Below are 23,254 nucleotides of genomic sequence, written 5' to 3' on the forward strand. Positions count from 1 at the left end.
AAAAATAGAAAGAGCAAAAAATCACTCTTTCCATTATTTGTGCATTTCATTAACAAAAACTAGTACCAACAATAATTAATAGTATAAATAAAACGACTATTAATACAAAGGTACTTCCGCCGCCATATCCTGCATCGCCTCCATAGCCACAACCGCCACAACCGCCATAACCACCGCCATATCCAAACATTTATCCTCACCTCACTTGTATCATGATATTCATAAATTATGTAAAGTGAAGTGAATCTGTCTGGGCGCATGACTTCTTTATGAAATAAAACTTATCCTTTTGGCTTAAATAATAAAGCCCCGATAAAACCAAAGACAATGGCTGAGGAAATTCCTGAAGAAGTAATTTCAAACATTCCTGTCATTACTCCAACTAATCCGTGTTTATCCGCTTCATTCATGGCTCCTTCTACCAATGAATTACCAAAGCTTATTATCGGAATTGTAGCACCAGCTCCTGCAAAATCAATTAATGGATCATATAAACCAAATCCTGCTAAAATCGCTCCTGCTGTTACTAATATACATAACGTATGTGCAGGTGTTAATTTTGCTACATCAAACATTAACTGTCCAATTACACAAATAAATCCGCCAATTATAAACGCCCAAAAAAACATAGCTAGCATCGCCTTCACTCCTATTCCTTATACTCAATGGCAACTGCATGTGCAATACATGGGATCGTTTCTTTTTGTTGAAAAGATAATGGAGATAATAAAGCGCCAGTTGCCACTATTAAGATTCGCTTATACACCCCTGCTTTCATTTGATTAAGCAAATGGCCGTACAAAACGGTAGCTGAACATCCTGGGCCACTGGCCCCTGCGAAGACTTCCTGCTCTGGCTTATAAATAAGTAGACCACAGTCTTGAAATTTATTTTCATCTACAAGCAATCCTTTTTGTTGAAATAATTCTAATGCTGTATTCCGACCAATTTCAGCAAGATCACCGGTGATAATTAAATCGTAATAATCCGGATCTAATTTTAAGTCCATAAAATGTCTTTGGATTGTATCCACTGCAGCTGGAGCCATTGCCCCTCCCATATTAAAAGGATCACTTAATCCCATATCTACTACCTTTCCAATGGTTGCAGAAATTATTTTTGGCTGTGGTCCACTTAAATCATGTCCATTACCAATTAACCCCACGCCAGCGCCAGTTAATGTCCACTGTGCAGTTGGTGGCTTCTGTCCTCCATACTCTGTAGGATACCGAAATTGTTTTTCTGCTGAAGCATTGTGGCTGGCAGCCCCTGTCAAAATATGGTTTGCTCCCCCTTGATTAATGATCAAAGCAGAAAGCGCAAGACCTTGGGTAGATGTGGCACAGGCACTAAATAAACCGATATAGGGAATTTGATTTGTTCTGGCAGCAAATGTCGTCGGTGTAATTTGATTAATCAAATCTCCTGCTAAAAAAAATTGGATTGCATCTTCCGTTAAGGCCTTTTTCCTTAAAGCAATCTGTACAGCGTCTTCTAGTAAAACCCTCTGTGCTTTCTCATATGAATCTTGACCCATCCACAAATCATCGTGAAATTTATCAAAGTCCGTTTCAAGACGACAATCTTTTTCAAATGGACCACCTACAACTCCGCTAGATAAAATAACTGGTTCATTTTGAAAAGACCAGGTTTGACATCCCTGCAACATTAGAATCCCCCCCATTGAAGGATAATAGTTTTTATTAACGCTACAACAAAAGCGGAGAATACACCGAATAAAATCACAGACCCTGCCAGCTTAAACATATTACCACCTACACCGATTACAAATCCTTCTGTTCGATGTTCAATAGCGGCAGAAATGACTGAATTACCAAATCCTGTAATAGGCACAGCGCTTCCGGCACCAGCATATTGACCCAATCTGTCATACATACCAAATCCAGTTAAAAGCATCGCAATAAATACCATCGTAGCAACTGTTGGATTTCCTGCAGTCCGTTCTGTAAAATCAAAATAATAGATGTAAAAATAACTAATTGCCTGACCAATAAGGCAAATTGTACCGCCTACAAAAAACGCTCGAATACAGTTTTTTAATACTGGCCTTTTTAGTTCATGTTTTTTTTGTGTATCATCATACTGAATTTGCTCCGGTGTTTTTTCTTTATTTTTCTTGGGCATGTTAACTCATTTCCTTTTTTAATTTTATTATTTTTTTAAAGCGTTTCTCCGCCTCTTTATTGGATAAATTGTTATGATCTAAATCATCTTTTAATTTAATTGCTTCCAGAAAAATTTTGTAATCACTTGATACAATAAAGTGTTCCTTAGGATATTCCTCTTTCAATTTCTTCGATATTGCTTTCTCAATTTTTCTCATCCTAAAACGTTGCAGATGTTTTACTTTATAAGCAACAATCACTTCTTTCTTTCCTTCAATCACAGCTGTATCATAAATATCTGGAATTTTATTCACATCTTTTCTGACTTGATAGCCAATTGATTTATGTCCAGGTCTGCTACTTAATTCAATTGGTGCTGGATTTGTTGCCTTTAAAAGTGATAGCCTACTTTGTTCTTTATTATTATCCTGATGATTACACCCCGTGGTAAGGACTAGTAACATTATTGTTATCGTTGCCATGACTATTTTATTATTCATAACTACCTCCTCAAACATACTAACCTAATACTTACTTTTTACTAATACGGGGAAATTATGAATAAAAATTAAAAACACTCTTACCTAAAAGGCAAAAGTGTCCTTACTGCTCCTTATTATTTTCCTTTTTCGATATTATGCCAGTTCATTCAGTTTTCCTAATAGAGAAAGGACTAACCCCTAGGGGTTAGCCCTGCACATTTATTTACCTTTCTTTAATCGTTTTCCACATCCACATCCTTTTTTCTTTCTTTTAGGTTTTCCTGGTGAGTTTGTATTTAGTGGAGGTCGATTCATTATTTTCACTTCCTATTTTTGATTATTACGTTCCTGTATTAGTTTATGTTATTTATCCAAATAATGTCTTTCTCTCTTGTAACGTTAGTTAATATTTTTAGGTTGTATCATCGTCTCAATCAGTGCAGCTAGACCTGCAATTGCCATGATAATTAACACTGGTTCACCAACAACGGGCAGTTGGAGATAAAGGAACCACATTCCAATTGCAACCCACACCCCTGTGCACCAATAACAGCTAAGAAGCTCTCCGATATACCCGCGTATTCCATGTTCTCTAGGAACAATATATAATTCCTTTTCCCCCTGCTCATTTATTTCTTCATGATCTTTCATAAATGGTGCTCGAATAAAAGACGTGATCCTATCAAAAACAATAAGCCTTGTTAGACGAAACACTGCCAAACCAAATAAAATAAATTCGAACCATTCTATTTTCATTATTTCTCACCCCCAACTCGCCTATTTTCCCAAAATCAGGCATCTGTCCGTAACTCATTTGCCCTCCCATTAATATGTTAATAGTGTAAATGTATGATAAAAAGATAAGGAGGAGTAATTTATGGGTTATGAAGATATAGAAGTACTCGAGCACCACAAAGAATCCAGTAGCAGCAGTAGCAGCAGTAGCAATAATAATAGTTGCGGTTGTCATCTAAGCTGCGTTTGTAATGTAGTCCGTGCTATTAAAGATATCCAAGATGAAGCTGTCGAAGAAGAATGCCTAACATGCACATCAAACTGTTTCACTGAACCACTTGGTGAACTTGCCAGTCCTTCTCGTGAACGCGCAGATACACGAGTATTCACTCTTACTAATAAAGATGGGGAACTGTTTAAAGCATTATTCAAAGGTCACCACGGAAAATGTGTATCAGTATATTTCCGAGTTGAAGATGTCTTTGATACTTGCTGTGCAACCTTACGCGTGCTTATTCCATTAAACAAGGATAAAGAAGTTGTCAAATTATATGAACATGGCAAACTTGACTATGACGCACTTTGTTCCGTTAAACGTTGGGCAGCAAGCAACAGCTGTATCACAGTAGATTTACATTGCTTCTGTGCCATCCAATGTATCGCTGATATTGATTTAGAAATTTGCGAGTAATCTGACACGACTTACCATTAGGGAAATAGGGTTACCTATTTCCCAGTTTTTGAAACTATCCTGCATATGAATCATCTAATAATTCGAATGGCTTTTACATTATGGACTTTTAAATCGATAACATTTTCTGAAAAAGTTTTAATACTCGCTTGTTCACCGTTATACTTGGTAACAATGCCTTGATAACTTTGGTCCGTGGTAATAAATTCGCAAGGATAAGGTGGTTGTTTTTCCGGAAAACTAGATAGATACTGAAATTTCTCTTCAATGGTCATTTCCCTAAAGGATTTTACCTTTCTTAATCCACCAACACTTTTTTGTTGTACTGGGGAATTCTTCATAAAAGTAGGAATATCCGCTATTGGGATATCTTTAGCTTTTTTTAGTTGTTCCTCACGATCAGAATGATGTTCGTCATCTTTTTCTTTTTCTAATGGTTGATTGTAATCATGTTCTTGATGCGTCTTTTTTACATGCACATGTTTTGCCATTTTATCCTCTTTTTTTCTTACTGCTTTTTCTTCGATATTTTGTTCAACGGTATGATAACTATCCTGCATTTTCAAGTCTGGTTTTACAAAATTTGGTTGGTCGATATATAATAAAGGTTCCCCTTTTTTATTTTCCTTATTACCCTCCATGAAGGTACACCTCCGTCAATTTGACTTCCTTATTATACATATGCATCATCTCATCTCACATTGACAGAAAATAAAAAAACAGCCGTCATTTAAAAATGACGGCTGTTTTCTTATTTCAAGATTAATTTCCGATAATATGGTAACCAGAATCAACATGAATGTTTTCTCCTGTTATTCCTCGAGCTAAATCACTGAAAAGAAATAGTGCTGTATCTCCAACTTCTTCAGGTGTTGTCGTTCTGCGCAATGGTGATTTTTCTTCAATTTCTTTCAATACACTGTTGAAATCACTAATCCCTTTAGCAGATAAAGTTCTGATTGGTCCAGCTGAAATGGAATTTACACGTATACCTTCTTTACCAAGATCACTAGCCAAATACATAACACTTGCATCTAATGATGCCTTTGCTACACCCATTACATTGTAATTTGTAATAACGCGCTCTCCACCAAGGTATGTCAATGTAACAATACTACCACCTTCAGGCATACTGTCTAATTTTTGAACAGTTTTAGCTACCGCTGTTAAAGAATATGCACTAATATTATGAGCTAATAAAAAGCCTTCACGTGTAACATTTAAATAATCACCATCAAGTTCTTCTTTATTAGCAAATGCAATACAATGTGCAATCCCATGAACAGGTCCCGCTTGCTCTTTAATCGATGTAAAGCACTTTTCGATATCTTCATCAACAGTCACATCACATGGCAGCACAAGTGATGTGTCTCCTTCGAGACTATCAGCGAGGTCACGTACGTTCTTTTCCAGACGTTCTCCAGCGTATGTAAAGACTAACTTGGCTCCAGCACTATGCAAAGATCGTGCAATTCCCCAGGCAATGCTTCGTTTATTCGCGACACCCATTACGACAAATGTCTTTCCTTCTAATGAAAGATTCATGGTTTATCCCCCTAATTAATAACTGTTATTAGTACCTAGTCTTAATCATACACGAAATCTTTCTTTTTTGTAAAGTATTAATGAAAAGTCGAAGCGCCTGCTTAGCGACGTACAAACTGCGCTACAGAATAAGGGTCCGTCGACGTTGCCACTGAACCATGCGAGGTTCGAGGAACCTTATTCATACGATATAAAGGAAACACGGTAAACCAAGAAATGCGAAAGGCGCTCGTTCAGTTGGTCCTTAACTTCTTGACGTCTTGGCTTATTACCTTGAGCCTCTAAAGCCTGTTGCTAGACATGTAAGGAGAACCGATGTTAACCTTCGGTAGAATCCTAAAGTTTTTGACAGTCGATGGGCGCAAGAACTAGACAGATTATATATGAAATTGCATTTCCCTCATTAGCTCATCCACATACTCTTTCGTTCCGGTTACAATTAGATGATCATCCAATTGCAGCTCTGTATCTCCATGCGGGACGATAGAATCACTTCCCCTAAAAATACGTACAAAGATCACATCGCCCGTAAATGGGAATTCCCTTAAGGTCATATGATTATATACTGGGTTTAACATTTCTATTTCATACAAAGCTGTTTCCTGATTCGTCATAATATCAGCAATACTCGGAGATTCAATTAAAGCAGTCATCAATGCCGTAGTCGATAAGATTGTTGAAAAGACTTCGATTCCCTGTTCCTTTAACGCTTCTCCAAGATCAAGGCTTTCTGTTCTTGCAATAACCCTATCCACACCTCGTTCTTTTCCAGCAATCGCAAGCATTGTATTTAGCTCCTCATCGCCCGTAGATAGGAAAAGAATATCTGAATCAAATACTCCTGCTTTTTCCAATTCACTTTCTTGATAGTCCGCGAGTTCGACAATATCAAATGCTGAATCAACAATTTGGGAGTCCGCCTTTTCTAACTTTTTATGAAATACAATTGGATTAAATAAAACTGGATTTAACTCTTTATATACCAGCAATGTCATTTGATTTGCTCCAATAAAAGCAACGTCTTGTTTTCGTTCCTGTACATGCTCTTGCGGAAACCACTTTTTAAATAAAATCGGTGTGACGATGCACGAGATAACCGCTACGAGAATAAAGGTACCACTCATTTCTGGCGTAATAACCTCAATACGCTCGGCAATTTTAGCTGCAGCGATAACTAGTGATAATGTCGATGTAAGCAAAAATGCTGACGCCATCACTGTTTTCATATCATACCAACGCTTTAAAAGCAGAATTGGAAAAACCTTAGATATTAACAACGCAATCAATAATAAGGGGATTAATAAGAGCATTTTTTTATCACTTAAAAGCGACCATAAATCCAGATCGACACCAACCATGACAAAGAAAATTGGAATTAAAAACCCATATCCAAATGAATCAAGCTGTTGAATCATTTCCTGTTTTGGCTTTAATAATGACACGAGTGTTCCCGCCAAAAACGCCCCTAGAATATTTTCAGCTCCAACTGATTCTGATAAAACGACTAAGACGATAATCAAAGTAAAAATTGCCCTTGTACCAATTTGCACAGTTCCCGCCGATAATATTTCGAAGAAAGTGCCACCTTTAAATCTTCGCGCCATAAAGTATAATACGATACCCGATCCGAATAATATTAGGAGCAACCATATATTCCCCTCACCATCTCCGGAAACAGATACGAAGACTGCAAGCAATATCATTGTTACTAAATCAGCTATAACAGCGATCAGTAAAATAATTTGGCCAATCCCAGTTTTCATTAGATTCGCCTCTTTTAGTGTAGGTACGACAACACCAAGAGAGATTGTGGAAATGATTAATGTCATAAGAAAGACATTATCAATTAGCCCTATCTTTACAAATCCAAATGAAAGGATGAGAGATAAAACAAAAATACCGGCAAATATTACTGTCGATACTAATAATCGATGGGGTTCATTTTTCCCATTCGCCATCACCAGTTTTTTCTTATTTCCTTTGAACGCGGAAAAATCAATTTCTAATCCGCTTAGAAACATAAGGAAAATAAAACCAAGTGTCGACAGTGTGTTAAGCCACATGCCATCTTCAATAATATTTAAGCCACTTTTCCCAATAATTAACCCCATAATAATTTCAGCGATTACAACCGGCATAAACGCGAGTCTCAAGCGATGTAGCAAAAGTGGAGTGATAAATGCGATGATTAAAACAATAACTAGGGAGACTAATGATGTATCGTATTCCATGGAGGACTCCACCTCTCTTCCTTCAATGTACTAAATAACTCATAAACATTGTTGCTAAACCAAAATAAATTAAAATAGATGTAATATCATTCATCGTTGTGATAAATGGACCTGATGCAACAGCTGGGTCAATTTTTAATTTTTCCATTAACAACGGAACGAGAGAACCTGCCAATGTTGCTACAAATAATGATGCTAATATGGAAATTCCTACGAGGAAACCAAGAAATAACTCCCCTTTCCACACGTAAACCACCACGGATACAAGTACACCGCAAATAGATCCTGTAATTAAACCAGTGCCTGCTTCTCTCATAATTAACTTCGTCTTACTCATTTCTTGCAATTCGCCTGTTGCTAGACCACGAACTGCAACAGCAAGTGACTGTGTTCCAGAATTACCAGCCATCCCCGCAATCAGAGGAATAAACACAGCTAATATCGAAACCTTACTTAGCGTATCTTCAAATCGACCGATGAGACTAGCCGTAAACATTCCTAAAAAGAGTAGGATAATTAACCACGGAAGACGCTTTTTTGCGGCGGTAAAAGGACTTTTGTCCATTGTATCCATATCAGATACACCAGCAAGCTTCGAGTAGTCATCTGAAGCCTCTTCATCGATAACATCGATAATATCATCGAATGTGATAATACCTAGTAAATGATTTTGAAAATCTACAACGGGGAGCGCCAAGAGGTCATAATCTCGCATTTGCCTTGCTGCATCTTCCTGGTCTGCGCCAACTGATATAGAAATAATTCTATTATACATAATTTCGGAAATCATCGTATCATCACTGTTAATAATCAAGTCTCGCAAGGATAGAACACCTACAAGGCGACTTTCATCATCGACCACATATACATAATAAATAGTCTCCGCTTTTTGCGCCTCATATTTCAAAATATACATGGCAGATCGAACCGTTTGATTTTGTGAAATCGAAACAAAATCAGTAGTCATAATACTTCCAGCTGTAGATTCTTCGTAATGCAGTAATCCCTTAATTTCATGAGCTGCGTCTTTTTCCATTATCGTCAAGTAACTAGCAGCTTGGTCTTTTCCCAAAGTATTTAGAACATCAACTGCGTTATCTGTATACATATTTGCTAATGTATCAGCCGCATACTTCGGCTCCATTGTGGCCAAAATATCCTCATAGTCAGCATCATCTATTTCCAGTACTTCAAAGAAGATGGCCAGTTCAGTCGGAGATAAATAATGATATATCTTCATTTGATCTTCAACTTCTAACTTAGAGAAGAATTGCGCTTGATCATATGGATGTAGCTTTAAAAATTCTTTTCGAAAAGCTTGTAATTTATTTTCAGCCATAAATTCTAGCAGCATTTCATCATTTAGTTTTTCTTTTTCACTGAGGTTGTTATCCATCACTATCCCTCCTTACCTTTCGTATTTATTCATCCTATCAAAACTTTATTCATTTGTCGCATAATTGAGGAAATAATTAAAAAGTGCCATTTCTTGCAACTTTTTAGTACGAAACATCCATAATAATACATAACAGATGATGTTCAAATGGTAAACAAATGATAAACGGCGAATTTCTTCGTTGCGATTAGTCGGCTTCTGACCTTTTTGAGACATATATATAATAAAACAGGTGGGTAATAAATGAAATTAGATATTATCGGCGACGTACACGGTTGCTTTGATGAGTTTAAACTACTTACACAAAAACTCGGCTATACGTGGGAAAGTGGAATCCCTCTTGCTCAAAGAAAAATTTGTTTTGTAGGTGATATCACTGATCGCGGACCAAATTCGCTCGATATGATCGAGGTTGTTTGGAAGCTTTGGAAAAAAAGTCATGGGTATTATGTTCCCGGAAATCATTGCAATAAACTTTATCGATATCTTATCGGAAGAAAAGTCCAAATTACTCATGGCCTAGAAACAACGGTTGCAGAGTTTGAATCTTTAACTTTAATCAAACAAAATTATTTCAAAAAAATTTTTATAGAATTATATGAGGGCACACCATTATACCAAATCCTTGATGATGGGAAGCTGGTTGTCGCACACGCCGGCATTCGTGCCGATTATATTGGAAAATATCATAAAGGCGTTAAAACCTTTGTCCTATATGGAGATATTTCAGGTGAGTTTTTACCTAATGGGATGCCAGTTCGCAAAGATTGGGCAGCAAGCTACAAGGGTAAACCTCTTATTGTCTATGGGCATACACCCGTTCTGGAACCACGAAATGTTGGCAATACAATTAATATTGATACTGGGGCCGTATTTGGAGGCAAGCTGTCAGCTCTTAAATATCCAGAAATGGAGACCATTTCGGTCCCCTCAAATATGCCCTATGTCCCAGAAAAATTCAAAGCCTTTGATTAGTTAACGAGCTCAAAACTAAAACATTAGGAAATCAGGTGAGTCTTAAACCCTAAGGAATAATAGCCAGCCCTAATAGCCGCAAATTATTTAACAATTAGTTTTTGCATATCTAATGGTAGATCTGCGGTAAGAATCATTTCTTTCTTTGTCAATGGATGAATAAATTGTAACTTACTACAATGAAGCGCTTGTCTGGAGATTATTTCACTATCTCCACCATATAGGTTATCTCCAAGCATTGGATATCCAATATAATTCATATGTACCCTAATTTGATGTGTGCGTCCAGTTTCCAACTGTAATTTGAGATGTGCAAAGTCATTGTATTGATGGACAAGTCGATAGGAAGTAACTGCCCTCTTCCCATCGGCCCTTACTTCACGTTCAATAATGCTATCTAGCTTCCTACCAATCGGAGCATCGATTATCCCAGATTTCTTTTTCAGCTGCCCTGTAACAAATGATTCATATGTTCTGATAATGGCATGCTCTCGTTGCATTAGACTAAATAAATGATGTGCATGGCGATGTTTGGCTATTAACACTAATCCTGATGTGTTGCGATCCAGTCTAGTAACTATATGAACAGCAGCTGCAATATCCTTTTGTTGATAATAATAAATGATTGCATTAGCCAAGCTTCCCATCGGATGTTGTTGCGATGGAATAGAGTTCATAGCAGCTTGCTTATTGACTATCATGATATCGCGGTCTTCATAAATAATAGACAGATCGATCCGTTCCCCCTGAAGATGAACACTTGGTTCTTCTGGGGGGAAAACTACTTCCAGCTTGTCCAGCATCTGAAGCTTATAACGAACATTTTTCTCCAGCCCGTTCACTTTGATTGTTCCTCCAGCAAATTTAATATCAGTTAACGCTCTTCGGGAAATGCCCGCTTCGGCCAAATATGATTTAATATCCTTTGTCATACTACGATCATCTATCGTCCATGTAAGTGAATATTTCCCCATTTATTTGCCATCAGAGATGAACGAGTCACTTACCCGTTTCCAAAATGGAAAAGGTCTAAATCTCGCAAATCTTACTTTCTCTTTCGCCACTCGAAATTGGATCGATTTCACATCAGAATGCATGACTGTTAAATGATCGATTGTTACATGAAAATCGTACGTTTTTACTGGTTTTAATACTAAAGTGTGATGATCAGGTAATATTAATGGTGAACCTACTGTTCTAAACACTCGATTATTAATAGATGCCATTTCAGCAAGCTGTATAGCGTGGAGAGCTGGATGAATAATTGCACCGCCTAAAGCTTTATTATAAGCAGTACTCCCTGAAGGTGTCGAAACACATAAGCCGTCACCTCGAAATCGTTCAAAATGTTCGTCGCGAATTTCCACATCCATAACGAGTGTACCGACTAGACTCTTCACCGTCGACTCATTTAAACCAAGATATCTTGTTTCTTTACCACCATGTCGATAACGAATAACAACATCCAAGAGCGGATATTCGATGACTTGATATGGTGTTTTCGCTATGGCAATAATTAGTTTTTCAATTTCATTTGGTAGCCAATCTGCATAAAATCCGAGATGACCTGTATGTACGCCAACGAAAGCAGTTTTATCCAATCTTGAGCTATATCGATGAAAAGCATATAACAATGTCCCATCCCCACCAACTGAAATCACAATATCGGGTTGCTCTTCATCATATTCTAGTTCAAAGTCTTGCAAATATGTTCTCATCTTTTGCTTGAGAGCATTGGAAGTTGAATCACCTTTTGATGTAATTGCAAATTTCAACTTTCTCATCCTTTCCGACCATTGATATGGTTGAACTTAATCTTGATTATCTTTTCTATCTCTTTTATTATCTGATTTCTTATTTTTAGAAAAATATGCTTGAGCTTCCTGGATTTCTTCTCTAATCTGTGACATTTCCTCATCTAGTTGAAATGCGGCTTCAGCTGCCCCAAGTAGTCTTGCCTTAATTTCTTCCGGAAATTGACCTTGATATTTATAATTGAGAGAATGCTCTACCGTTGCCCAAAAGTTCATCGCCAATGTGCGTATTTGTATTTCCGCTAGAACTTTTTTCTCGCCATGTATTGTTTGCACCGGATATTCAATGACGACATGGTATGAGCGATAGCCACTCGGCTTTCTGTGAAATATATAATTTCTTTCTTCAACAATTCGAAAGTCATTTCTTTTACGAAGCAATTGAACGACTGCATCAATATCATCGACAAACTGACACATCATCCTTAAACCTGCGATATCCTGGATCTCTGCTGCAATATTTTCTAATGGAATTTTTTTCACGTGTGCTTTCTCCAATATGCTTGCTATTGGTTTTACACGACCTGTAACAAACTCAATCGGTGAATGGATATGTTCTTTTTCAAATTGGCCTCTCATGCCTTTTAACTTAATTTTCAGTTCTTCAATTGCTTGTTTATATGGAGATAAAAATTGGTCCCAGTTATTCATCATGTAGTCACCTCTTATTTATTTATGGAAGGTGTATTTCTTAATCCTCCTTATTTTAGCATAAAGCAACAGTACATACAGTTTAGTAACCCAAACAAGAGAAAATACTATTGAACTTTTGATTGATAAAGGTAATACTAAAAGAGTACTTAATAGGAGTTAGGATGGTTTGAATGACAAAACATATAGAAATCGAGTTTAAAAATATTGTTTCACAAACAAACTTTTACAAAATAATGGAAACCTTTCAAATAAAAAAAGAGCATTTTTTCACACAAACGAATCATTATTTCGATACGTTTGATTTTTCAATACAAAATGCTTCTGCAGCGCTGCGTGTAAGGGAGCTTCCCGTCGGATTTGAGTTCACTTTAAAAAAGCCAGCAAATATCGGTCTTTTAGAGGTCAATCAGAACATATCGAAAGAGGATGTCCTTTTATTAAAAACGAATGCGCAAATACCTGATGGGGAAGTAAAAGATGAATTAATTAGGATGAATATAACAATGGACAATATCCATTATTTTGGTTCACTTACAACTAATCGTGCTGAAATAAATTATAAAGACGGATTATTGGTTTTTGACCATAGTTTCTATCTAAATAAAGAAGACTTTGAATTGGAGTACGAAGTCACTGATTGGGCAAAAGGAAAAGTAACTTTCGAACAATTGATGAGAGAATTAAACATTCCTTTTAGATCTGCCGATAATAAAATTGCAAGGTTTTATTCCGCAAAAAAACAGGAAGGTGATGAGAAGCTTTAATCGGTTATCATTATCTTTTATTAAAGGATGATCCAGATGAATACATTAGGACAGATAAAAACATTGTTTGAAATACAAGCCCTAAAAGGTTTTTCCACTCAATCTGTAAACCATAACCAAAATAATAACACTTCTTTTTTCGAAGAATTGCTTCAAAAGACTTTGATTGATACGGATGCAACCGAATTGGCACCCTCCTTCAATGCCAATTCATTAGGGGCCATTTTCAGTATGTCCAACTTACCAACAGCCCAATTCTCTCGACATTTAGATTCGGGGTCATTAGCCGTTCATTCGAAAGTCCCGATGAACCAAGAGATTAGTAGTCCAATTAAAACCTCAGAATCTAGTATAGAGAATATCATTAATAAAGCAGCTGATAAATACAATCTTCCTGCCAAGTTAATTAAATCAATCATTAAGCATGAATCCAATTTCAACCCATCTGTTGTAAGCCATGCCGGTGCATCAGGGTTAATGCAGCTAATGCCTGGAACGGCGAGAGGCCTAGGTGTGATAGATATATTTGACCCCGAGCAAAATGTAATGGGAGGAAGTAAATACATCCGTAACATGTTGGACAAGTATAACGGTAATATAGAACTGGCTTTAGCCGCATACAACGCTGGGCCTGGGAATGTAAGCAAATACGATGGCATTCCTCCGTTTAAAGAAACACAAGCATATGTAAAAAAAGTTACCAACAGTTTTTATAGTTAAAATACTCTGTAAAAAAAACAGAGTATTTTTTATTTAATACATAAAGTGAAACTTCAATCAGTGGGGGGGTTCTATCATCCCCCACTGATTGTTAGTTGAACCAATCGGGCTTTTACGGGCAGTTTATCCCCCACTTACTCTTCATTTCTTAAACTTGAATCCTTAAAGTGGGGGTTTACTGCTCGTTAATCTGCGATAAACTGGTTAAGAAATGCGAATTATTTGAGTTATATCGAATGGCTTGCTACAATGAGGTTACTATTTCATGATAAAGGAGCGATTCATATGGTAGAGAAACGTGCGACGCCGTATGACGCAATTGGGGCAGAAAAACTTTCCGCTCTCGTGGAAGCATTTTATTCCAGAGTTGGAAAACATCCTGACTTAAGACCTATTTTCCCTGATGATTTATCAGATGTTGCTAGAAAGCAAAAGCAATTTTTAACACAGTATTTAGGTGGCCCCCAACTTTATACGGAGGAACACGGTCATCCGATGATGCGTGCACGTCATTTGCCGCACGAAGTTACACCACATCGTGCCAAAGCATGGCTTATATGTATGAGTCAAGCGATGGATGAAGTTGGTCTGGACGGCATGCTTAGAGAACAGTTCTTTACGAAACTTACATTAACCGCTAAGCATATGGTGAATACACCTAACGAAACACAGGGTGATGCGACGTGATGGAACAATATAATTGTAATTTGCAGAATCAGCTTCAAGTAAATAACCGACCGTTAGAAATTTATCTATTCTTTGATCCTTTTTGTACAGAATGCTGGTCACTTACACCATTAATTAAAAAGTTACAGCTTGAATATGGGGATTATTTTACACTTAAATATGTATTATGTGGCCAGCTCGCTGCATTAAATAATAAAAGGCGTTTTGATTTCGCAAATTATCCGCGATTGAAAAAAACGTCAGAAAAAAGTACAATTCCACTCCAAGTCTCATCTGGGTTCGATCAAGATACGTTAACGCCTCATTTAGCAGCAATTAGTATCAAAGCAGCAGAACTACAGGGAAAACGAGCAGGAACGAGATTTATAACCAGACTGCAAGAACTTTTTTTCGTAGAAAATGCTGATATTACTGATATTAACATCATCCTACAATGTGCTCAATATGTGGAACTTGATATGGATGAGTTTATAAGTGATATATATTCAGCTAGTGCGGCGAAAGCTTTTCAATGTGATTTAAAGATTTCCTCTGAAATGGAAATAACCGAAATGCCTTCCTTAGTGTTTTTTAATGAAAATATCGAGGATGAAGGTTTAAAAGTTACTGGTCTATATTCATACAGAATATATGTGCAAATTTTATCAGAATTGCTAGAAGGTTATCCAAGTCCATCAGAAATTCCTTCTTTAGAGATATTTTTAACAAAAAATCCAATTATTGCTGTTAATGATCTTGCACTTATATACGATAAGCCTGTAAAGCAGATGGAGCAACAAATGAAAAAACTACAGCTACAACAAAAGGTTAAGAAAATCCGCGCCAAAAACGGTATATTTTGGAAATACATTGCACATTCAATATAGCTTTATCAACAACGTATGTCTATAAGCACATACGTTGTTTTATTTTTTATTACAGACTTTCATATATCCACTTTTTTATACATAATGATTAGAAAAGCGTAAGCAACCATGCCCTCGCTTATGTACAAAAGCAAAGGAACGAGTCTAGGTTTGCCATGTCCCAGCTAATCAACTATGAGTTCTGATTTTATAGATAAGCTCCTAGATCGCACAGATGATTCAAAGATCATGATAAACTAGACAAATAAAATAAGCGAATGGAGCGATATATGTGAGGAAGTTGATTATGATATTCTTCCCTATTGCCATTTTTTTAGGCTTTTACTTAAATCTATTAGGTTTAATGAATCTATTCCCTATCTACCTCTCCTCGCCTATTCTTTTTTTTATTTTCCTTGGACTTTTAACATTTATTAACAGAAGAAATAAATTCAAAGGTTTTCGGTAAAGGTGCAAAAACTGCAAATTACCAATGTTTAACTTTTCTCGTAAAAAAATGCACTCTCCTGTTAAAGGAGATTGCATTTTTTGAAAATCTACTCGGATAGCAAGCTTTCCATTTCATTTAATTTTTCTTCAAACACTTTACAAGCTGCTTCTATCGGTTCCGCAGTTGTCATATCTACACCTGCTTTTTTCAATACTTCAATAGGATAATCAGAACTTCCGGCTTTAAGGAACTCCAAATAACGTTCCACTGCCGGTTCACCCTCTTCAAGTATTTGTTTAGAAAGTGCTGCAGCTGCACTGAAGCCAGTAGCATATTGATATACATAATAATTATAGTAAAAATGAGGGATTCTCGACCACTCTCGACCAATTTCTTCATCGATCTGAATATCTTCCTCACCAAAGTATTTCTTATTCAATGCATAATATTCTTTCGTCAGCATATCTGCTGTCAGTGCCTCACCATTCTGTGCTTTTTGATGTATTAAATGTTCAAACTCAGCAAACATTGTTTGTCTAAATACGGTACCTCTAAAGCCTTCTAAATAATTATTAATTAAATATAATCGCTTTTGTTTATCCTCTGTTTCTTTCAATAGATAATCACTCAAAAGCGCTTCATTACATGTTGAAGCTACTTCTGCTACGAAAATAGAATAGTTCCCATATGGATATGGTTGGGCCTTCCTAGTGTAATAACTATGAACACTATGGCCAAATTCATGTGCCAGCGTAAAAAGATTATTCACGTTATCCTGCCAGTTCATTAAAATATACGGATTTGTTCCGTACGTTCCTGAAGAATACGCACCGCTCCGCTTTCCTTTGTTTTCTACAACATCCACCCAACGATTATCGAAGCCTTCTTTAATTGTCTGGATATATTCTTCTCCTAACGGTGCCAAACCTTTGACCATTATTTCTTTTGCTTCATCGTAAGAAATTTCCATTTTTACATCTGGAACTAACGGTGTAAACAAATCATACATGTGAAGCTGATCCAGTTGTAATACTTCTTTACGTAATTTTATATAACGTTGCAATAAATGCAAGTTTTTATTAACCGTTTCTACAAGCGTATCATAAACTGTTTCGGGAATATTATTCGATGCCAAAGCAGCTTCTCTTGCAGACGAGTAGTTTCTAGTTTTTGCATAAAAGTTATCTTTTTTTACAGCTCCACTAAGTGTACTGGAAAGCGTGTTGCTAAATTTCCCATATGTTTCATATACCTTTTTAAAAGCTTCTTCACGCACACCGCGATCAGTACTTTCTAAAAAACGAATATAATTCCCATGTGAAATCTGAACTTCTTCACCATTCTCATCTTTAATTATAGGAAATTCCATGTCTGCGTTGTTCAACATACCAAAGGTTGTACTAGAAGCACTTAAAACCTCTGATGCTTCAGCAAGCATCGCTTCTTGTTCCGCTGAAAGAACATGGCCACGCTGAAGATTAATCTCCTCTAATGCTTGACGATAAAGCTGTAATTCTTTATTTTCAGCTAAAAATATAGCTATTTCACTTTCCTCCATAGCTAATATTTCAGGAACTACATAAGAAAATGCACTCGCAACTTGCGTATATAAACTTTCAGCTCGCGCATTTAGCCCTTGGTAATGAGCATTCCCAGTATCTTGATCATAGCGCATATGTGCATATGTATAAAGCTTACCCATTCGTTCCGATACCTTCGATTGATATTCCAATACGTCCAGTAATGCTTTAGCGCTTTCGTGTATTTTCCCTCTAAATTTAGCTGCTTCTGTTAAACTTGCTTTTAGCCCTTCATATTCTTTTTCCCATAATTCATCTGTAGGAAAAATATCTTCCAGCTTCCATGTTAAATCTTCGGATATCGTTGATCGTGCCGGAAGTGTTTTTACAGTAGTTTCATTTGTCATACTCATCCTCCACTCATTTTTTCATTTAATTCTTTGGTTCATGAAATTTTATTCGTATATATAACTTATTCTCCTCTTCTTTTACAAATCCTGCTTTTCGAAATAAGAAAAGTAAAAGGGCTAGGTCGATAAACACTACATGTTCTGTATCAAAGTCATCATAGACTATTTTGTATCAGGAGACCATCGAAAGACCTTGGAAACTCCAATAAATTATCTTCACACTAAACCAATCATTAAATTTTGATATTCTGTATTTTCATGCCGTAATCCTCATCCATATTTATTATCTTTAAAGCTATGTTTTACTACTAGCCAGTCTGCGATACATTTCTTTTTCTAATTCAACTGCTTCCTCATTTGTTTTTGGTCTATACAATTGTTTTCGCAGTTTGAATATGTCTTCTCCAATTTGATAAAAGTATTCTAATTCCGTTAAATACAGAAAAAATTGAGCAATAGCAGCTTCCCAATTACAATTATTAGTTATATCTAGAGGAAACTTTCTAATTAACACATCTCCTCGATTGATTCTATTACGCATCTTTTGATAAACGTATTTCAATGAAATAATCTGTCCAGCTTTTAATTTCTTTATACAATCTTGATAGATGAAAAATTGCCATTCGCATGGGTGTGAAAGAAAATGCTCCATAAATTCAATTGGAATCCCACAAATAGCAGGTAGTAGAAAAGGATTCTCTTGCGCTGTGTATACTTCTTTTAAAAAAGGATCACTTATTAGACTACCAAATCTAACCTTATTTGCGATCCATTGATTTTTTTCTTTTAACCAATGTAAGTGACTTAACGGTTTAGGTTTGAGTTTTATCGGGAAAGGCAATGTGAGTTTATTTAATGGGAGGGAGTATAATGTTGCAAATACTTTTCTTGTTGTAAGAGGAATGATGCCAACGAGCATGTACACCATTTTTTTTTGTGGGTTATAGCTAAATAACGAAAGACCTATACCTTTTCTGGTAGATGCCAAAGTAAAGTGAAAGTCTGATAATTCATATACTGATCCATTTTTTTTATGATATGGCAGCCCCCCTAAAATCCAGACCGGTGTGATGCCTTTCGATATATATCCGTTTGTACGAGAACTCAATACTTTTCGAGAAATCGTTGAACATTGAAATTCAATCGCATATCTTTGTGTATTATACTTTACAAGTATGTCTGGTCGTTGTTGGAGTTCCTTTAGATAATATTCGAGATGTGTTTCTAATCCTTTAAGTAAAAAAAAGTGATGGAGCTGTTTTTTTCCTTTTAAGTGTTGATCACTTTCAGGCTCTGAGAAGGATGAAATGCACTTGGAGTTTTTTTTGTGGGAAAAATGAATCATACGAATCTCACCAGCTTTAATAATTAGCTGTTCCTTACATTGGGGGCAATAGAAGGTTTTATTTTGACACTGTGAAATCATCTGTTTTTCTTCTGGATTGTCAGAAAGAGAAATTAGATCACCATTTTCATTTAAAGCAGTCAACAAAATGTCATCTCCATTTCATATTAATTCAGTAGAGGATGTTCAAGAAGTCACCAAATAAAAAAAACCGATTCAAATAAAAAATCGGTTTTAAATTAAAAGTATTTTTCGATCTCAGCGAAAATATCTTCACCTATTATCTCTTTTCCGTATTCCTCCAACCGATGAACGGTGTAGTTGCTTTCAAATCCGTACTCCATTAGGAGGCTCAAAGCATCTTCCATTTTATCCTCATCATATAAATCTTCGGAAAATTTAACATAAATATAGTAATTATTTTCGTAAGAATACAATTTCGTTTCAACATTTTTAATATCTTGCATTTTTGCAAGCTCTAAAATGTCCTCAAAGTCATTAAAGGATAGAACGAATTCAAATTGAGTAACTGTTGTATCATAATGATTCTTGATTTGGAAATTTTGATCAAGAAATTCTTCCATTTTTTCATCCATTGGTAAATCCTTTAATTTCTCATCAGAAATGGGAAGCTCTAATTTACTTCCATCTTTAGATACTTGAGCTTTTGTCACAAGGATTTCTAACCCTTTATCTAATGCTTGAATTTGGATCCATAAAGGTCCTTCAGTAACAAAATCATCTTCTTGATGTACTTCATCTATCATTTCCCAAAATAACTCTTCGCCGCGCTCCCGATTGTACCAAATCTCTTCACGGTCGAAACCTCTTTCTTCAATATCTATATAGGAAATATAAAATTTTACTGTATTTTCATTTATTCTTTCAATTTCCATAAAGCAACTCTCCCTTCTATATTAGGGTGGTGAAGGGATCATCATCCCATACAAGGCAAGGCCAGATATGATGCGAATATTTCCTTGTACTATTATATTATGATAAGCTTCGGTAAAATGGAAACAAAACATGCTACCATTTTAAAAATCCTTTATCGCCTACCATTTTTCGAAGATGTTCAAAAGGTCACCAAATGATAAACGACGAATTTCTTCGTTGGCATAGGTACTTCTCCTAAAGTAAGGAACCTTTGTTATGGATCCTCTGTTAAGATCGCTCACGTCCTGTGAGCAACACAGAGGTCAGCACATCCTGTTCAAGTTCGTCCTGTGAGCAACGCAGAGGTCAGCACATCCTGTGCAAGTTCGTCCTGTTGCAACATAGAGGTTAGCACGTCCTGTTCAAGTTCGTCCTGTTAGCAACGTAGACGTCAGTACATCCTGTGGAAGTACGTTTCTCACGTATTAAAAAGCATACGCTTTGATCCTCAAATCCTTCTCGACTCGAACTTATAGTTGCTAATTTGGCTCCTTTTTTGAACATGCAATTTTACGATGTTTCGATCATTTTATCCAATTTTAGTACAAAAATCAAGGTAGTATTCTTATTATTAATTATTTACATAAAATGCCTCCATACATTTAACGAAAGTATGAAGGCATTTTTATTTAATTCACCATTTTTTGAGCTTCACGCAGTTGATACGTTCTTACTTTTCTTGGTAAGAATCGTCTAATTTCATCTTCATTATAACCTACCTGCAGTCGCTTTTCGTCCATAATAATCGGTCTTCGAAGCAATCCAGGATTTTTTTGAATAAGATCAAACAATTGTTGAAGCGGTAATGATTCTAAATCAATATTTAGTTTTTGAAAAATTTTCGAACGAGTAGAGATAATTTCATCCGTACCATCCTCTGTCATTCGTAAAATTTCTTTTATTTCTTCTAAACTCAATGGTTCCGAGAAAATATTTCTTTCTTTGTATGGAATATTTTGTTCCTCAAGCCAAGTTCTAGCTTTCCGGCATGATGTGCAACTAGGTGAAGTGTACAATGTTACCATAATGCTATTCACACTCCTTATATTTAATTTAATTTTTATTTGAATAATGCATAAGAAAGTTCATATTAAAAGCAAGTCTCTTGGGTTAAAAAGTCTAAGAAGTAAGTTTAAAGTTACTTTAATGAAACAATCTATAATATGTATTATACACTAAATACTGCGTAATGAATAGGCTTTTTTGAGATTTTCAATAACTGTTACTATCTAATTGATGGCTACTGTTACAGTTAGGCTACTCTTTTATTTACCACTTTCTAGCATATATAAACCTCCATTTTAATTTTTTTTCCTTTTCTATTTTATCCTTTATTATTTTTTTCATTCAAATTAAAAAATAAAACTGATTTTGACGTACAATAACAAACTGATATATATAAACTCATGACCGTCGGAGCTGATAGGAAATTTTAAAAAGGGAAAACTTCCTATCAGAAGTTTTCCCTTTAATGTTTGGTTAATTTTTGCCGGTTTTATAGTTTACATTTGGTGAATATTTATTAGCTGCATTCCAAAGTAGATATTCTGTGATCCCTTCCTCATTCAAAGCGCGGATCTGCGCTTCCACTTCTGTTGTTCCGTAAACTAAATAATTTCCACTTCCCAAATAAGAAGCTGTAAAATCTTGTAGCCATGGCCGCGAAAGTGGTTTATTTTCTAGTTTATCAAGTAATTTATTTTCCACTTTGGCATATTCTTTAACAAGTTTATAAGGCTCTAAATCTGGTTTTGCTATTCCAAAATAGGATGTCCAATGGCTAGGATAAATCATAGATGAAATAACATCCACATTTTCAGATATTTTAGAGAAGTTTTGTCCAATTCCAGGTGCCTCAGGTATTGTTGCAGCATATCCAAATATGTCAACAGAAACTTTTACACCATATGGTTTTAGTTTTTCACGTGCATACGCAACAAAATCGGTTACAGCATGTACCCGCTTCTGCACATTATCTTCATCCATATCTTTATACTCGCCCATATCATAAACTAATTGATCATCACGAGTTTCGAAACCCTCAGGAAACCGAACATAGTCAAATTGTATCTCTTGAAAACCAAGCTTGGCAGCTTCGATTGCGATGCCAACATTATGATCCCATACTTCTTTTAAAAATGGGTTTACAAAGGATTCTCCTCTGCCATTCACCCACACTTTTTTGCCATCTAAAAATGATAATTCCGGTTTTTCTTTCGGCAGTTCGGAATCCTTAAACACTACTATTCTACCAATTGGATAAATTTGTTTTTCTTCCATTACCTCTAATATTGCACGAGGATCTTTTATGTAATTTTTACCGATATTTGCATAAGGGGAATCCTTTGGAAGCTCATATGTAACATTTCCCCAGTCATCTTTAATATCAATAACCATTGCATTTAAGTCTGTTTTGTCTATTAATTTAACTAAATCATTAAAACGACTTCCACCTGCGGAATGACCAGTAACATAAATACCGCGAACAGCATCAGGATAGTCAAATTTCAAACCAGAGTCATATGCAAAACGAGGTGATTGAATCGGTTTTTCATTTACTTTTACTGCAATTTTCCTCATTTCGGGAAAATTCTCTTTATCTAATGCCTTTTCAGCAGATGTTCCAGACGGCAACTGCCAGATTATTGCAGCGGTAATTCCAAAAACTGCAAGTACTTTTTTCCAGTTCAAAGATCATCTCTCCTTTTTACGCTTTTTGTCTTATCTTGTCTAATGTCTTTTTCTATTCTAACAAGGAACAAGGAAGAATGAAATTATTTTATAGATATTATCAGTAACATTATATAAGACTTTTTAATAATGATGATGGCTTGCTTGTCATTATGGCAGCGGTTATAATAATTATTAAGGTTTATTCGGTTTGATGCACCATAATGAAAAATGTAAGCCGGCTTTAATAGTTCGTG

24 protein-coding genes are annotated in these 23,254 nt (G+C 35.9%); 6 read left to right on the top strand and 18 right to left on the bottom strand.

Features of this window, described 5'->3' with window-relative positions; translation table 11 throughout:
- Positions 1–49: 49 nt before the first annotated feature.
- From MHB53_RS07895 to MHB53_RS07920, 6 genes are all read right to left on the bottom strand, one after another.
- Complete coding sequence (locus tag MHB53_RS07895; RefSeq protein WP_340916937.1) at positions 50–190, bottom strand: YjcZ family sporulation protein; 141 nt, start codon at positions 188–190, stop codon at positions 50–52.
- 91 nt (positions 191–281) lie between these two features.
- The gene (gene spoVAE / locus MHB53_RS07900) at positions 282–638 is read right to left on the bottom strand and encodes a stage V sporulation protein AE (protein ID WP_340916938.1); all 357 of its coding nucleotides are present in this window, start codon (positions 636–638) and stop codon (positions 282–284) included.
- 11 nt (positions 639–649) lie between these two features.
- On the bottom strand, positions 650–1,669 hold the full coding sequence (spoVAD, locus tag MHB53_RS07905) for a stage V sporulation protein AD (RefSeq protein ID WP_340916940.1): 1,020 nt from the start codon (positions 1,667–1,669) through the stop codon (positions 650–652).
- The gene (gene spoVAC / locus MHB53_RS07910) at positions 1,669–2,145 is read right to left on the bottom strand and encodes a stage V sporulation protein AC (protein ID WP_340916943.1); all 477 of its coding nucleotides are present in this window, start codon (positions 2,143–2,145) and stop codon (positions 1,669–1,671) included. Before spoVAC ends, spoVAD begins: the two co-directional genes overlap by 1 nt.
- A gap of 1 nt (position 2,146) precedes the next feature.
- Complete coding sequence (locus tag MHB53_RS07915) at positions 2,147–2,626, bottom strand: sporulation protein (protein ID WP_340916945.1); 480 nt, start codon at positions 2,624–2,626, stop codon at positions 2,147–2,149.
- Positions 2,627–3,007: 381 nt separating this feature from the next.
- A complete protein-coding gene (locus tag MHB53_RS07920) occupies positions 3,008–3,364 on the bottom strand; it encodes a DUF1360 domain-containing protein (protein WP_340916947.1) in 357 nt (118 codons plus the stop codon).
- Positions 3,365–3,485: 121 nt separating this feature from the next.
- Here MHB53_RS07920 and MHB53_RS07925 point away from each other — a divergent pair, with 121 nt between their 5' ends.
- Positions 3,486–4,034, top strand: a complete 549-nt coding sequence (locus tag MHB53_RS07925) for a CotY/CotZ family spore coat protein (RefSeq protein ID WP_340916949.1) — start codon at positions 3,486–3,488, stop codon at positions 4,032–4,034.
- A gap of 71 nt (positions 4,035–4,105) precedes the next feature.
- Here the strand turns inward: MHB53_RS07925 and MHB53_RS07930 are convergent, their stop codons facing one another.
- From MHB53_RS07930 to mgtE, 4 genes are all read right to left on the bottom strand, one after another.
- On the bottom strand, positions 4,106–4,675 hold the full coding sequence (locus MHB53_RS07930) for a CotO family spore coat protein (RefSeq protein ID WP_340916951.1): 570 nt from the start codon (positions 4,673–4,675) through the stop codon (positions 4,106–4,108).
- Between the two features lie 121 nt (positions 4,676–4,796).
- Positions 4,797–5,579, bottom strand: coding sequence for an enoyl-ACP reductase FabI (gene fabI / locus MHB53_RS07935; protein ID WP_340916953.1), 783 nt, complete (start codon positions 5,577–5,579; stop codon positions 4,797–4,799).
- A 377-nt stretch (positions 5,580–5,956) separates the two neighbouring features.
- A complete protein-coding gene (locus MHB53_RS07940) occupies positions 5,957–7,810 on the bottom strand; it encodes a monovalent cation:proton antiporter family protein (protein ID WP_340916955.1) in 1,854 nt (617 codons plus the stop codon).
- 22 nt (positions 7,811–7,832) lie between these two features.
- Positions 7,833–9,206: a magnesium transporter gene (mgtE, locus tag MHB53_RS07945; protein WP_340916957.1), complete on the bottom strand. Its 1,374-nt coding sequence runs from the start codon at positions 9,204–9,206 to the stop codon at positions 7,833–7,835.
- 243 nt (positions 9,207–9,449) lie between these two features.
- Here mgtE and prpE point away from each other — a divergent pair, with 243 nt between their 5' ends.
- Positions 9,450–10,181, top strand: coding sequence for a bis(5'-nucleosyl)-tetraphosphatase PrpE (gene prpE / locus MHB53_RS07950; protein ID WP_340916961.1), 732 nt, complete (start codon positions 9,450–9,452; stop codon positions 10,179–10,181).
- Between the two features lie 83 nt (positions 10,182–10,264).
- Here the strand turns inward: prpE and MHB53_RS07955 are convergent, their stop codons facing one another.
- Genes MHB53_RS07955 through MHB53_RS07965 form a run of 3 tightly spaced genes read right to left on the bottom strand, consistent with a single transcriptional unit; the run spans position 10,265 to position 12,646 of the window.
- Positions 10,265–11,155, bottom strand: a complete 891-nt coding sequence (locus tag MHB53_RS07955; protein WP_340916963.1) for an RluA family pseudouridine synthase — start codon at positions 11,153–11,155, stop codon at positions 10,265–10,267.
- Entirely contained in the window at positions 11,156–11,956 is an 801-nt protein-coding gene (locus tag MHB53_RS07960) for an NAD kinase (RefSeq protein WP_340916966.1), read from the bottom strand.
- Between the two features lie 36 nt (positions 11,957–11,992).
- Positions 11,993–12,646, bottom strand: coding sequence for a GTP pyrophosphokinase (locus MHB53_RS07965; protein ID WP_340924551.1), 654 nt, complete (start codon positions 12,644–12,646; stop codon positions 11,993–11,995).
- Positions 12,647–12,819: 173 nt separating this feature from the next.
- Here MHB53_RS07965 and MHB53_RS07970 point away from each other — a divergent pair, with 173 nt between their 5' ends.
- The 4 genes from MHB53_RS07970 (at position 12,820) to MHB53_RS07985 (ending at position 15,686) form a co-directional block, all read left to right on the top strand.
- The gene (locus MHB53_RS07970; RefSeq protein ID WP_340916968.1) at positions 12,820–13,413 is read left to right on the top strand and encodes a CYTH domain-containing protein; all 594 of its coding nucleotides are present in this window, start codon (positions 12,820–12,822) and stop codon (positions 13,411–13,413) included.
- A 36-nt stretch (positions 13,414–13,449) separates the two neighbouring features.
- Positions 13,450–14,133: a lytic transglycosylase domain-containing protein gene (locus tag MHB53_RS07975; protein WP_340916971.1), complete on the top strand. Its 684-nt coding sequence runs from the start codon at positions 13,450–13,452 to the stop codon at positions 14,131–14,133.
- 285 nt (positions 14,134–14,418) lie between these two features.
- Entirely contained in the window at positions 14,419–14,820 is a 402-nt protein-coding gene (locus MHB53_RS07980; protein ID WP_340916974.1) for a globin domain-containing protein, read from the top strand.
- Positions 14,820–15,686 (top strand): ClpXP adapter SpxH family protein, encoded by an 867-nt coding sequence (locus MHB53_RS07985; protein WP_340916977.1) that lies wholly within the window; start codon positions 14,820–14,822, stop codon positions 15,684–15,686. The genes MHB53_RS07980 and MHB53_RS07985 overlap by 1 nt, the downstream gene beginning before the upstream one ends.
- Positions 15,687–16,222: 536 nt before the next feature.
- Here the strand turns inward: MHB53_RS07985 and pepF are convergent.
- The 5 genes from pepF to MHB53_RS08010 all read right to left on the bottom strand — a co-directional run bounded on the left by pepF (position 16,223) and on the right by MHB53_RS08010 (position 23,018).
- A complete protein-coding gene (gene pepF, locus MHB53_RS07990; protein ID WP_340916979.1) occupies positions 16,223–18,043 on the bottom strand; it encodes an oligoendopeptidase F in 1,821 nt (606 codons plus the stop codon).
- A gap of 298 nt (positions 18,044–18,341) precedes the next feature.
- The gene (locus MHB53_RS07995; protein WP_340916981.1) at positions 18,342–19,538 is read right to left on the bottom strand and encodes a competence protein CoiA; all 1,197 of its coding nucleotides are present in this window, start codon (positions 19,536–19,538) and stop codon (positions 18,342–18,344) included.
- A 92-nt stretch (positions 19,539–19,630) separates the two neighbouring features.
- Positions 19,631–20,287 (bottom strand): adaptor protein MecA, encoded by a 657-nt coding sequence (gene mecA, locus MHB53_RS08000; protein WP_340916984.1) that lies wholly within the window; start codon positions 20,285–20,287, stop codon positions 19,631–19,633.
- Between the two features lie 669 nt (positions 20,288–20,956).
- Positions 20,957–21,352, bottom strand: a complete 396-nt coding sequence (gene spxA / locus MHB53_RS08005) for a transcriptional regulator SpxA (RefSeq protein WP_066140516.1) — start codon at positions 21,350–21,352, stop codon at positions 20,957–20,959.
- 454 nt (positions 21,353–21,806) lie between these two features.
- On the bottom strand, positions 21,807–23,018 hold the full coding sequence (locus MHB53_RS08010; RefSeq protein WP_340916991.1) for a putative glycoside hydrolase: 1,212 nt from the start codon (positions 23,016–23,018) through the stop codon (positions 21,807–21,809).
- Positions 23,019–23,254 lie beyond the last annotated feature (236 nt).

Source organism: Bacillus sp. FSL K6-3431, assembly GCF_038002605.1.
Lineage (GTDB): Bacteria > Bacillota > Bacilli > Bacillales > Bacillaceae_C > Lederbergia.